We start from the raw sequence: 12,237 nt of genomic DNA on the forward strand, positions 1-12,237 counted from the left end.
CAGGTTAGCGCATATCCAATGTGGGAGCGGGCTTGGGGTACTTGTACGGTCCTTGATAGGTAGGCAATTCGCCAGGTTAGCGCATATCCAATGTGGGAGCGGGCTTGGGGTCAGCTGAGGTTTTCCAGGGTCTGCGTGTCCCAGCTATGGGTCTTGATGGCCAGGTAGAGCATGCCGATGGTCAGCGGCACCTTGTCGCCACGGCCTTTGGCCCGACGCTTGAGGAACACATCGAACGCCGGTGGTTTGAAGTAACGATAAGCGTCGTAGTCGCCCAGGTCGAGGGCAAACGCTTGCTCCATCGCTTCCATCAATTGCTGAGCCTCGGCGCCGTCGCAGCCGAGGTCGAGGTTGATCGAGGTTTCGAGGCGAAGAGTCTTGTGTTTCGGCAGGCCGATTTCTTCGTGCAGCAATTGCAGGAGCTGCTGCATGACGGGGTCTTCGGGGAAGTTGGGGGCCAGGTTCATGGTGGTGGCACGCAGGAGTGGGTGGGTTGGGCCGGGCGACGTTACGCGTCGGTGTTTGTTTCGCTCCAGCATAAAGCCAATGCCAGTGAAGAGGATGATATAGGCGATGGTACTGTTTATAGGCTCGTGTGCAGAAAAAGTCGGCGTGGGCATCGGTGCGAATATCAGTACTAGCCCACTGACTAGCAAGGTGAGCCCAAGGCCTATCCGATACTTGTAGTTTTTTATCAGCCAAAAGGTCAGCAGTCAGTAAGCCCACTGACAAGGTGAGCCCAAGGCCTATCCGATACTTGTAGTTTTTTATCAGCCAAAAGGTCAGCAGTTGCAGAGTGACGATCAAGGCTAACTCTAAATAAAAGATCACGCTGTTTCTGCCGGGACAGTTGAGAGGGCGCTAGTTTCAGTCATGCGCAGGTGAGTTATGTAGGGGGGGAGCAGGTGTTTTAAGTAGTTTGGGAAGGGGACTACGTGATGTGTGACGGTTTCTCACGGCCTTTTCCGGTATTTGCGATTTACCAGTGATTTTTTGGGCAGCAACCATCAAATGAGTGAGCAGGGCACGCCAGCGCCTACAGGTTTTAGCTCAGTGGCTGGCTTGGTTGTGGTTGCTTATCGACCGCCGGTTGCAGCTTTACGTGCTGCGCTGCTTCCAGCAGGTCACAGCGGCTCCTTGTCGTCGCCGAAACGCGCAAGGGCAATGCGGGCAAGGCGGCACGTTGCAGGGAAAACAGGAGTGTGTTGGGCATTCACGACTCCTTGTCGGGGCTTGCGATCAAGCGTGCTACTGTCTGCGTTTTTGCGCAGGCTTGCTGGTTTTCTCTGTATCAGTTTGTAGCGTTTATTCCCGACCTTTTCCTGATCGCTGGACTATGTTTTTGACTCCTTCAGCGGTCAATGGAGTGACAGCTTATGCACAACACCCTCCAACAGGTCTTTGGTTATCCACAGTTTCGTTTGGGCCAGGAAGCAGCGGTCAGCGCGGTGCTGGCCGGTCGCTCTGCGGCGGCGATTTTCCCCACCGGTTCGGGCAAGTCTCTTTGCTATCAACTGTCGGCGGTATTGCTGCCGCACCTGACGCTGGTGGTGTCGCCGCTGTTGGCGTTGATGCAGGACCAGCTGGGTTTCCTGCAGCGACACGGCATTTGCGCGGGCAGTATCGACTCGGCGCAGAGCCGCGAAGACGCCAATGGCGTAATGGCGCGTGCGCGTTCGGGCGAGCTGAAAATCCTGATGATTTCCGTGGAGCGCTTGAAGAACGAGCGCTTCCGTAATTTTCTGCAAAGCGTGCAGATTTCGCTGCTGGTGGTGGACGAGGCGCACTGTATTTCGGAGTGGGGCCACAACTTCCGCCCGGACTATTTGAAGCTGCCGGACTACCAGCGCCAGTTCAATATCCCACAAGCTTTGCTGCTGACGGCTACGGCCACGCCCAAGGTGATTGCCGACATGCAGGCGAAGTTCGCCATTGCGCCGGACGATGTCATCACCACGGGCTTCTACCGGCCCAACCTCAACTTGCTGGTGGAACCGGTGAGCGGTCACGACAAGCGTCGGCGCTTGGTCGAATGGATGAGCGAACGCGCCAATCAGCCGAGCATTGTTTACGTCACCTTGCAGAAAACCGCCGAGCAGATAGCCGATCACCTGAACCGCAACGGTATTCAGGCCGAGGCCTATCACGCGGGTTTGCCCCACGATAAGCGCGAGGGCATCCAGCAGCGCTTTATGGGCGGGCGCTCCAATTGCATCGTTGCCACCATCGCGTTCGGCATGGGGATCGATAAAAGTGATATCCGCAATGTGGTGCACTTCGATTTGCCCAAATCCATCGAGAACTACAGCCAGGAAATCGGCCGTGCAGGGCGTGATGGGCAGCCGTCCGAGTGCCTGGTATTGGCCAACCGTGACAGCCTCAACGTGCTGGAAAACTTTGTGTACGGCGACACGCCGGAGCAGCAGGGCATTCGTCGTGTGCTGGAGGAGTTGCAGGCGGCGCGGGGCGAGGGGCAGTGGGAGTTCTTACTGAGGTCGCTGTCGGACCACAGCAACATCCGCGAACTGCCGCTCAAGACCCTGTTGGTGCAGTTGGAGCTTAAGGGCGTGATCGCGCCGCGCTACGCGTTTTATGCCGAATACCGCTTCAAATACCTGATTGAGCCCGAGGCCTTGCTGGCGCGTTTTTCCGGTGAGCGGCAGCAGTTTGTCGCGGCGATTGTTCAGGTGTGCAGCCGCGCCAGGACCTGGGCGACCGTGGATTTCGACGCGCTTTATCAACAGCACAATGCTGAACGCAGCCGTGTGGTGAAGGCGCTGGATTACTTCCAGGAACAGGGCCTGATCGAGCTGGAAAGCAAGCAAATGACCGAGGTCTACAGCTTACTGAATACCGATTTCGATCCGCAGGTATTGAGCGAGGAGTTATACACAGGCTTCAAGCAACACGAGGTGACGGAAGTGGCGCGGATACACGCCATGCTTGACCTGTTCGCTACCGAGCATTGCCTGGGGCAGCGTTTGGCTCAGTACTTTGGCGATGAAAACGCGCCGCTGCGGTGCGGGCATTGTTCGGTGTGCCACGGCCACGTTGCGCATTTGCCGGCGCCGCCAAGCCTGCCGCCGCTTGTGGATAAAAACTTCATGGGGCTGTGCGGTGATTTTATCCACAGGCATCATGAGCACACCGGGAGTTTGCCTGGCGCGGAGCGACTGGCGCGCTTCCTCGGTGGTATCAGCGTGCCGTTGTTTACCAAGCTCAAAGCGCGGGGGATTCCGGGTTTTGCGGCGCTGGAGGACTATCCCTACGCCGAAGTGCGCGAGTGGGCCGAAGCCCATTTGAATGATCTGTAAGCCCACTTTCACGAGACTTGTCCATGCCTGACTCAATGCCTTTGCGCGCCGACTACCGTCACTTCCAGCCGATCATTACGCGTTGGCACGACAACGATGTGTACGGCCATGTGAATAACGTTACTTACTACAGCTTTTTCGACACGGCGGTGAATACCTACCTGATTGAAGAGGGCGGGTTGGATATTCATGACGGTGAAGTGGTGGGATTTGTGGTGAGTTCGGCGTGTGATTATTTCGCCTCGATCGCGTTTCCCGACCGCCTGGAAATTGGCCTGCGGGTCGGCAAGTTGGGTAACAGCTCGGTGCAGTATGAGTTGGCGGTGTTCAAGTCAGGCGAAGAGGACGCCTGCGCGGCTGGGCGCTTTGTGCATGTGTTTGTGGATCGGGCGACGAACCAGCCGGTGACGATTCCGGGGGCGTTGCGCGAGGCGTTGCAGCGGTTGGTGGTGTGACTCGCCATTTTGATCAGCGAAGATCAACTGTGGGAGCTGGCTTGCCAGCGATAGCGATGTGTCAGGTTCAAATGTGTTTCCTGACAGTACGCCATCGCGGGCAAGCCCGGCTCCCACAGGGATTTGCCTTGTGCTTTAGACCGTTGGCTTACCGATGATTACGGTAGTGATGCTTGTTCTTGCGATGCCCATAGGCATGACCACGGCCACGATGATCATCGCGGTCATAACGACGGTTATCCCGCCCACGATAACGGCGGTCGTCGTCATCGCTCTTGTTGCCCATGTAGTTGCCCAGCGCACCACCTGCGCCACCGCCGGCGGCTGCGCCGATCAGGCTGCCGGTGTTGCCGCCCATGCTGCGGCCTACCACGTTGCCGCCTGCCGCGCCCAGTGCGCCGCCGATAGCGGCTTCGCCACGGCTGCGCTTGTCGGCGCCGACCGCACTACCGCCCGCGCCGCCCAAGGCTGCGCCGATGGCCGAACCGGTGTTACCGCCTATCTGCTGGCCGACAACCGAACCTAGAACCCCGCCCAATGCGCCGCCCACACCGGCTTCGGTGGTGCCACCGGCCATGGCTGCGCCACTGACCAGGCCAAGGGACAACAAGAGAATCGAGGAGAACTTCATAGGGAGACCTCAAGAGGATGACGGCGCGATCCTGAGGTTGTATCGAGGCGCTGACAATCGAAAACCGACCGGTGGTATGGGTTGTATACAATTTGCTAAGTTACTGTTTTGTATGAGGAACTTAAGTCGTTTTTGCGAGTCTTTAGCTACTTGGGAAAGGCCGCTTTTATGCAAAAGCGGCCTTTTTTGTGCCTGCGGAATTAGTAGTCGTTAACGCTTTATTGTGGCGGCCGGGCTTGTTGAATCGTCGCACCGCCCGCCCAGCCGAATGCGCCATGATCAGGCCCGTCGCGCTCGCCGCTTCCAAACGAATCGCCACAAACTTAGACGTCGGCGTATGGCTGCCATCCCCAGTGCTTTCCAGCGGCACCAGTGGGTTCACTTCCGGGTAATAAGCCGCTGCCTGCCCCGCCGGAATATCAAACGCCAGCAAGGTGAAGCCTTTCACACGGCGTTCACGACCATCTTCCCACAGCGAAACGATGTCAGCCTTCTGCCCCGGTTTGAAGCCCAGGCGGATGATGTCGGCTTCGTTGACGAAGAGCACGTCACGCTGGCCTTTCACGCCACGGTAGCGGTCGTCCAGGCCATAAATGGTGGTGTTGTACTGATCGTGGGAGCGCATCGATTGCATGATCAGGTCCGGCACCCGGCCTGTGGCGTGGGTGCGTTCGTGGATCAGGTCTTTGGGCAGCACGTTCGGGCGGAAGTTGGCGCGGCCCGAAGGCGTGTTCCAACGGCGTGCACCGGCGGAGTTACCCAGGTAAAAACCGCCCGGGTGTTTGAGGCGTTCGTTGAAATCCTTGAAGCCTGGGATGGTGTCGGCGATCAGGTCGCGGATGCGCCCGTAGTCAGCCACCAGCCAGTTCCAGTCCACCGGTTTGCTGCCCAGGGTCGCGGCGGCAATACCGGCGAGGATGGCAGGCTCGGATTTCATCAGCTTCGACAGCGGCTGCAACTGGCCATTGGAATCGTGAACCATGCTGAACGAGTCTTCCACCGTCACCGCTTGCGGGCCTTCGGCCTGGATATCGATGTCGGTGCGGCCTAGGCACGGCAGGATCAGCGCGTCTTTGCCGTGCATCAGGTGGCTGCGGTTGAGCTTGGTGCTGATCTGCACGGTCAGGTCGCAGCTGCGCAGGGCTTCGAAAGTGCGCGGGCTGTCTGGCGTAGCTTGGGCGAAGTTGCCGCCCAGGCCGATAAACACCTTGGAGCGGCCTTCGAGCATCGCGTGGATCGCTTCGACCACGTTATGGCCATTGTGGCGCGGCACCTGGAACTGGAAGCGACGTTCCAGTGAGTCGAGGAACGCCACCGGTGGACGTTCGTTGATGCCCATGGTGCGGTCGCCCTGCACGTTACTGTGGCCACGCACCGGGCACAGGCCTGCGCCTGGGCGGCCGATGTTGCCGCGCAGCAGCATCAGGTTGGCGATTTCCTGGATGGTCGGCACCGAATGGCGGTGCTGGGTGATGCCCATCGCCCAGCACATGATCACGTTTTTGCCTTTGGCATACATGCGCGCCGCTTGCTCGATCTCAACCAAGGTCAGGCCGGACTGCTCGACGATTTCATCCCACGAGGTGTCGTCGATCTGGCCGAGGTACTCGAGCACGTTGGTGGTGTGCTCGTTGAGGAAGTCGTGGTCGAACACCGCTTCTTTGCCTTCGGCCTGGGCCTGGCGCTCCCACAGCAGCAGGAACTTAGCCATGCCACGCAAGATGGCCATGTCGCCACCCAGCGCCGGGCGGAAGTACGCGGTGTTGGTTGGTTTGTCGCCGTTGGTGAGCATTTCCAGCGGGTGTTGCGGGTGCTGGAAGCGTTCCAGCCCGCGCTCTTTCAGCGGGTTGACGCACACCACCTGGGCGCCGCGTTTAACTGCTTCACGCAGCGGTTCGAGCATGCGCGGGTGGTTGGTGCCGGGGTTCTGGCCCCACACGAAAATCGCATCGGCGTGTTCGAAGTCATCAAAGGTCACGGTGCCTTTGCCCACGCCCACGCTTTGCGCCAGGGCCACACCGCTGGCTTCGTGGCACATGTTCGAGCAGTCCGGGAAGTTGTTGGTGCCGTAGGCGCGCACAAACAGCTGATACAGGTACGCCGCTTCGTTGCTGGCCCGGCCCGAGGTGTAGAACTCGGCCATGTCCGGGCTTGGCAAGGCGTTGAGGTGCTTGCCGACCAGATCGAACGCCGCTTCCCAACTGATAGCCTTGTAGCGGTCAGTTTCGGCGTCATAGCGCATCGGTTCGGTCAGGCGGCCTTGGTATTCCAGCCAATAGTCGCTTTGCTCCAGCAGCGCGGTGACGCTGTGCTTGGCAAAAAATGCAGCATCCACACGGCGTTTGGTGGCTTCCCAGTTAACTGCCTTAGCGCCGTTTTCGCAGAACTTGACCATGCCGCTTTCCGGCGAATCGCCCCACGCGCAGCCCGGGCAGTCGAAGCCGCCGTTCTGGTTGGTCTTGAGCATCATGCGCAGGTTTTTCATCGCGTTGTCGCTGGTCAGCCAGGCCTGCGCCACACTGATCAGCGCGCCCCAGCCGCCGGCCGCGCCTTTGTAGGGCTTGTAGCGCGGGGTCGGGGTTTGGTCGGCTTGGTGATGCATGCTCATGGCTGGTTCTCCATCGCGGGGCTGTAGACCCGCGGCGCACTTTTCTGCGGCAGGTGGATGAGGTTGAGGTTGTGCCGGCGCGCCCATTGCAGGGCCAGGCCGGTGGGCGACGACAGGCTGACCAAGGTCTGGATGCCCGCGCGCAAGACTTTCTGGATCAATTCGAGGCTGCAGCGACTGGTAACAATCGCCAGGCCGCCGTCGGTCGGAATTTTTTGGCGGATCAGGGCGCCGATCAGTTTATCCAGGGCGTTATGCCGGCCGATGTCTTCGCGGCCCATGAGCAATTCGCCCTGGTTATTCATAAACACCGCCGCATGCACCGCGCCGCTGTACTGGCCCAAGGGCTGGAACGCGCTGATGCGTTGGCGCAGGCCGTCGAGCCATTCGGCGGGTGGCAAGGGCGCACCGGGCAGCACTTGAAGGTCGGGCAAGGCTTGCTCTACCGCCTCCACACCGCACAAACCGCAGCCGCTGGTGCCGGCCAATTGGCGGCGCTGCTGCTTGAGGTTCCAAAAGGCCCGGCTGGAAATCTGCACTTGGGCGTATTGGGCTGAGCCCGAACCGCTGAGTTTCAGATCATATATGTCGCTAACGTCGGCGATAATGCCGCTTCCGATGCTGAAGCCGACGATGAAGTCTTCCAGGTCCGTCGGCGTCACCAGCATGACGGCCTGGCTGATATCGTTATAAGCAATCGCCAACGCCACTTCTTCCGCCAACGCAGTGCTGGCGACTTCTGTGTGTTCGAGGTTGCAAAACTGGTAGCTCTGGCTGGCGGCGGGCGCGGGCGTTTCGAGGGCGGGCGCCGCGCAGACTGGGCGCTTGGCGTTCATGGGGCAGTACCACCGGCGGATTGATCAGTGTTCAGACTAGGCGCGACAAAGCGTCGCGTCTAATTGCCAGTACTGATCTACCGATAGATGACGTCGATCAAGGCTCTTGCTGCGATTTCTGAAACAGCGCAAAACAAGCTTCTGCCAATGCCGAACGCGGCGCGCTGCGACGCATGATCAGCCCAAGGCGGGCTAGGGTGTGAGCGTCCTCAATAGGTTGCAGACGCAGGTGCTCGGTCAGCGCATCAAGGCCGCCGTCCAGTGGCATCACGGCGCAACACAGGCCGCCGTGCACGGCCTGTAACAATTGGTGCACCGCATCGGTTTGCAACAAAGGCTGCGGGTTGAGCCCACGGCTGTGGAAGTTGTGGTCGATGGATTGGCGAAAGTGCATGCCGCTGGTGAGCATGCCCAATGGCAATTCGATCAGCGCCTCCCAGCTCAACGGCTTGTCGCCGAAGCTGAAAAAACGCTGGTCGTAGAGCAGGCCCATGCGGGTTTCGCCCAGGGCCAGCGAGTCGAAGCGCTCATTGTCCAGGCGTTCCAGGTAGGACACGCCCAAGTCCAGGCGATTGCTCGCCAGTTGTTCGAGGATTTGCTCGGAGCTTAATGCCGACAGCTCAAAGCGCAGGCTCGGATGCTCTTTATGCAGTTGCTGCATCAGCGTCAAGGGGTCGAAGCTCGACAGTGGCACCACGCCCAGGCGCAACGTACCGACCAAATTGCCGCGACACGCCGCTGCTTCGGCCTGCAAGCCGTCATACGCCGCCAGCACGGTGCGGGCCCATGCCAATACGCGTTCGCCCGGCGCGGTAAAGCCTTCGAAGCGCTGGCCGCGATTGACCAGCGGCAAATCCAACTCTTCTTCGAGGTTGCGCAGGCGCATCGACAGGGTCGGCTGGGTGATGTGGCAGCGCGCTGCCGCCTGGCCGAAGTGCCGGGTCTCGTCGAGGGCGATGAGGAATTTCAGCTGTTTGATGTCCATCTTCGCTCCGGGCTTATTCCAATGGCGGGGGATTCTAGCGCGTTTGGGTCTTTGGTCGGCCTGGAACCCAAGCCTGTAGGACTGGTCTAGTCTTGGGCATCTGGAACTTAAACCCCAAGGAGAGCGCACCATGAGTATTTTTAGCTTTGTTAAGGAAGCTGGCGAGAAGCTTATTGACCTGTTGACGCCGGGTAATGCGAACGCAAGTGAGGAGTTGAAGAAGCACATCAGCGATGTTGGGCTTGGAAATCCGAATGTCACCGCAACCGTTGATGGCGACAAAGTCACCGTCAAAGGCGAAGTTGCCACCCAGGAAGAGAAAGAAAAAATCATCCTGGCGGCAGGCAATATTGCCGGTGTTGGCAGTGTAGATGACCAGATCACCGTTTCTGGGCCTGTAGTCGCTGCAGCCACCTTTGTCGTGGTGAAAAAGGGCGACACCCTGAGCGCTATCTCCAAGACTGTTTACGGTGATGCGAATCTGTACAACAAGATCTTCGAAGCCAACAAGCCGCTGTTGTCGCATCCGGACAAAATCTACCCTGGGCAGACGCTGCGTATTCCAGCCAAGTAAGCACTCTCTGTAGAGCGCGCTTGTGTGGGCGTGGTTGAACCGGGGCATCGCGGGCAAGCCAGCGCCCACATTTGATTAAAGTCCGGCAATGAGGTCCCGGTAGTCATCAACTGCCGCAAATTCCGCCGTGTCCTTTGGCCCCTTCTTACTGTCCGGCTCTTTCACCGCCAGCAAATGCCCCACGCCAAAATCCCGGGCACTGCGCAGGATCGGCAGGGTGTCATCAATAAACAGGCTGCGGGCCGGGTTGAAGTGGATGTCGGCTTGCAGGGCTGCCCAGAATTGCGGGTTTTCCTTGGGGAAACCGTAGTCATGGGAGCTGATCAGCCGCTCGAAATACGGCGCCAGTTCAATGCGTTCCAACTTCAATGACAGCGAATCACGATGAGCGTTGGTGATCAGAATCACGCGCTTGCCGGCCTGTTTGATCGCCGCCAGAAACGTGTCCGCGTCCGGGCGCAGGGCGATCAGGTGGGCAGTTTCCAACTTGAGCTCGCGCACCGGAATATTCAGCTCCGTGCTCCAGAAGTCCAGGCAATACCATTGCAACTGTCCGGCGTTACGCTCGAACAGCGGCTGCAATTCCATCTGCGCCATGGCGGGGCTCACCCCGTGCAGCTCGGCGTAGCGCTGGGGCAGGTGCTCCATCCAGAAGTGGTTGTCGAAATGCAGGTCGAGCAAGGTGCCGTCCATGTCCAGCAAGACGGTGTCGATGGCGTGCCAGTTCAAAGCGGGCATGGGGCGTTCTCATGTAAGTAAAGATATCCGACACAGACAATCGGAAAAGCCACGGTATAGTAACCCGATCACGCCAAGGAGCCGCTTATGCGCCAGAAACCCACCGTCCTCGCCCGCGAAATAGTCGCCAGTAGCCGTTTGTTCCGCGTGGAGGAAGTGCAATTGCGCTTTTCCAATGGCGTTGAACGGACCTACGAGCGCCTGGTAGGCCGCGGTGCCGGCTACGGCGCGGTGATGATCGTGGCGATGATTGATGAGGACCACGCGTTGCTGATCGAAGAATACTGCGGCGGCACCGACGAATATGAGTTGTCGTTGCCCAAGGGCCTGATTGAACCCGGCGAAGACGTGCTGGCGGCCGCCGACCGTGAACTCAAGGAAGAGGCCGGCTACGGTGCGCGGCAGTTGGAACACATTACCGAGCTGTCGCTGTCGCCTGGCTACATGAGCCAGAAAATCCAGGTGGTGCTGGCCACCGACCTGTACGAAGAACGCCTGGAAGGCGATGAGCCTGAGCCGATGCGCGTGGAGCGGGTCAACCTGCGCGAGTTGTCGCAACTGGCGCAAAACGAGCAATTCAGCGAAGGCCGCGCCCTGGCTGCGCTGTATCTGGTACGAGATTTGTTGACCCAGCGTGGAGCGTTTAGCGCATGAGCGAACTGTTTTTAGGCCACCCGTTAATCGCCCCTGTGATTGAACTGGCCCGCCAGGCCGGTGAAGTGATCCTGCCGTACTGGCGCGCCGATGTGGCGGTCACCTCCAAGGCTGATGATTCGCCCGTAACGGCAGCGGACCTGGCCGCTCACCACCTGATTCTCGCCGGCCTTACCACGCTCGACCCAAGCATTCCGGTGTTGTCCGAAGAAGACGCGGATATCGACCAAAGTGTACGCGCGGCCTGGCAGCGCTGGTGGCTGGTGGACCCGTTGGATGGCACCAAGGAATTTATCTCGGGCAGCGAAGAGTTCACCGTCAACATTGCCTTGATCGAACAAGGCCGCGTGGTGTTTGGCGTGGTGTCGATGCCTACCAGTGGCCGGTGCTACTTTGGTGGCGCGGGCCTGGGGGCGTGGCGCTCCGATGTGAATGAAGCGCCCAAGCACATTCAAGTTCGTCGGGCCCCTGCAGCGGGCGAGGCTTTTACCGTGGTGGCCAGCCGTCGCCATACCAGCCCGGAGCAGGAGCGCCTGCTCGACGGTTTGAGCGAAGGCTTGGGTGAGCTGAAACTGGCGAATATCGGCAGCTCGCTGAAATTCTGCCTGTTGGCCGAGGGCAGCGCCGATTGCTATCCGCGTTTGGCGCCGACTTCGCAGTGGGACACGGCTGCGGCCCAGGGTGTGTTGGAAGGGGCGGGCGGCGAAGTGTTGGAGTTGAGTGGTAAACCCTTCAGCTATCCGGCGCGGGAATCGTTGCTGAACCCGTTCTTTTTGGCGTTGCCGGCGAAGGCCGCCTGGCGCGAGCGCCTGCTGACCCTGGCCCGTTCTTAAGGCCTCAAAAAATCAAAATGTGGGAGCTGGTTTGCCTGCGATAGCGATCTGACAGTCACCGCTTAAGTGACTGATCTACCGCTATCGCAGGCAAGCCAGCTCCCACATTGGTTTTTGTGTTGTGGCGGTTAGCGGTGCAGGACGTACTGGCCGGTGAAGGTCACCGCCTGCTCCTCACTGCCCTCATTCACAACCCACGTTTCCAGCGTCAACCGCGCCCGGCCATAACGCCTGTACGTCGCCAAAAAGCGCTTCCACACCTTCTCCTCTGGCGCCTGGCACACCACCGTCGCATCCCGCGTGACCGGCAGCGGGTAACTGATCTGCCCTTCCTGAATCACGATATGCCCGTCTTCAATACCTTCTTCACGTAATTGCAGGTGCAGCCAACCCCAGCCCGCCAGCACCGTGCCGCAGTAGAGGCTGCCACCGAACATGGTGCTCTTGTGGTTGATGTTGGCTTGCAAGGGCAGGTGCAGTTGCAGTTGGCCGTGTTGCCAGTCGAGCACCTTGAGGCCCATTTCTCGGGTCAAGGGGATGTCGTGGTGGAGGATGGATTCCAGGTAACGGCTGTTGCGGCTCATGGCGGCCTCTTGGCGGGTGGGCGGG

12 protein-coding genes and 1 pseudogene are annotated in these 12,237 nt (G+C 59.5%); 5 read left to right on the plus strand and 8 right to left on the minus strand.

The window, feature by feature from the left end; genetic code table 11:
- Positions 1 to 110: 110 nt before the first annotated feature.
- Both GJU48_RS01265 and GJU48_RS01270 read right to left on the minus strand, forming a co-directional pair.
- Positions 111 to 467, minus strand: a complete 357-nt coding sequence (locus tag GJU48_RS01265; protein WP_094950907.1) for a DUF1493 family protein — start codon at positions 465 to 467, stop codon at positions 111 to 113.
- Positions 468 to 1,045: 578 nt separating this feature from the next.
- Positions 1,046 to 1,213, minus strand: coding sequence for a hypothetical protein (locus tag GJU48_RS01270; RefSeq protein ID WP_155295910.1), 168 nt, complete (start codon positions 1,211 to 1,213; stop codon positions 1,046 to 1,048).
- Between the two features lie 163 nt (positions 1,214 to 1,376).
- Between GJU48_RS01270 and GJU48_RS01275 the strand changes: the two genes are divergently transcribed.
- The gene (locus tag GJU48_RS01275) at positions 1,377 to 3,314 is read left to right on the plus strand and encodes a RecQ family ATP-dependent DNA helicase (RefSeq protein ID WP_094950885.1); all 1,938 of its coding nucleotides are present in this window, start codon (positions 1,377 to 1,379) and stop codon (positions 3,312 to 3,314) included.
- Positions 3,315 to 3,337: 23 nt separating this feature from the next.
- A complete protein-coding gene (locus tag GJU48_RS01280) occupies positions 3,338 to 3,769 on the plus strand; it encodes an acyl-CoA thioesterase (RefSeq protein WP_094950886.1) in 432 nt (143 codons plus the stop codon).
- A gap of 148 nt (positions 3,770 to 3,917) precedes the next feature.
- On the opposite strand, the gene GJU48_RS01285 is transcribed toward GJU48_RS01280, so the two are convergent.
- The 4 genes and pseudogenes from GJU48_RS01285 to GJU48_RS01300 all read right to left on the minus strand — a co-directional run bounded on the left by GJU48_RS01285 (position 3,918) and on the right by GJU48_RS01300 (position 8,829).
- Positions 3,918 to 4,400 carry a glycine zipper domain-containing protein gene (locus tag GJU48_RS01285; protein WP_094950887.1) on the minus strand — a complete coding sequence of 161 codons (483 nt, stop codon included), beginning with the start codon at positions 4,398 to 4,400 and terminating at the stop codon, positions 3,918 to 3,920.
- Between the two features lie 274 nt (positions 4,401 to 4,674).
- A pseudogene (locus GJU48_RS01290) lies at positions 4,675 to 7,008 on the minus strand (FdhF/YdeP family oxidoreductase); the annotation flags it as partial.
- Positions 7,005 to 7,844 carry a formate dehydrogenase accessory sulfurtransferase FdhD gene (fdhD, locus tag GJU48_RS01295; protein ID WP_094950889.1) on the minus strand — a complete coding sequence of 280 codons (840 nt, stop codon included), beginning with the start codon at positions 7,842 to 7,844 and terminating at the stop codon, positions 7,005 to 7,007. The gene fdhD and the pseudogene GJU48_RS01290, both read right to left, overlap by 4 nt.
- Before the next feature lie 97 nt (positions 7,845 to 7,941).
- Complete coding sequence (locus GJU48_RS01300; RefSeq protein WP_094950890.1) at positions 7,942 to 8,829, minus strand: LysR family transcriptional regulator; 888 nt, start codon at positions 8,827 to 8,829, stop codon at positions 7,942 to 7,944.
- A gap of 130 nt (positions 8,830 to 8,959) precedes the next feature.
- Between GJU48_RS01300 and lysM the strand changes: the two genes are divergently transcribed.
- Positions 8,960 to 9,403, plus strand: a complete 444-nt coding sequence (lysM, locus tag GJU48_RS01305) for a peptidoglycan-binding protein LysM (RefSeq protein ID WP_094950891.1) — start codon at positions 8,960 to 8,962, stop codon at positions 9,401 to 9,403.
- Positions 9,404 to 9,478: 75 nt separating this feature from the next.
- On the opposite strand, the gene yrfG is transcribed toward lysM, so the two are convergent.
- Positions 9,479 to 10,141 (minus strand): GMP/IMP nucleotidase, encoded by a 663-nt coding sequence (yrfG, locus tag GJU48_RS01310; protein ID WP_094950892.1) that lies wholly within the window; start codon positions 10,139 to 10,141, stop codon positions 9,479 to 9,481.
- 87 nt (positions 10,142 to 10,228) lie between these two features.
- Here yrfG and nudE point away from each other — a divergent pair, with 87 nt between their 5' ends.
- Together nudE and cysQ are read left to right on the plus strand one after the other, a co-directional pair.
- A complete protein-coding gene (gene nudE / locus GJU48_RS01315; protein ID WP_094950893.1) occupies positions 10,229 to 10,795 on the plus strand; it encodes an ADP compounds hydrolase NudE in 567 nt (188 codons plus the stop codon).
- On the plus strand, positions 10,792 to 11,628 hold the full coding sequence (gene cysQ, locus GJU48_RS01320; protein WP_094950894.1) for a 3'(2'),5'-bisphosphate nucleotidase CysQ: 837 nt from the start codon (positions 10,792 to 10,794) through the stop codon (positions 11,626 to 11,628). Before nudE ends, cysQ begins: the two co-directional genes overlap by 4 nt.
- Positions 11,629 to 11,756: 128 nt before the next feature.
- Here the strand turns inward: cysQ and GJU48_RS01325 are convergent, their stop codons facing one another.
- Positions 11,757 to 12,212: a YiiD C-terminal domain-containing protein gene (locus tag GJU48_RS01325; protein WP_094950895.1), complete on the minus strand. Its 456-nt coding sequence runs from the start codon at positions 12,210 to 12,212 to the stop codon at positions 11,757 to 11,759.
- Between the last annotated feature and the right edge of the window lie 25 nt (positions 12,213 to 12,237).

Source organism: Pseudomonas sp. IB20 (assembly GCF_009707325.1).
Lineage (GTDB): Bacteria > Pseudomonadota > Gammaproteobacteria > Pseudomonadales > Pseudomonadaceae > Aquipseudomonas.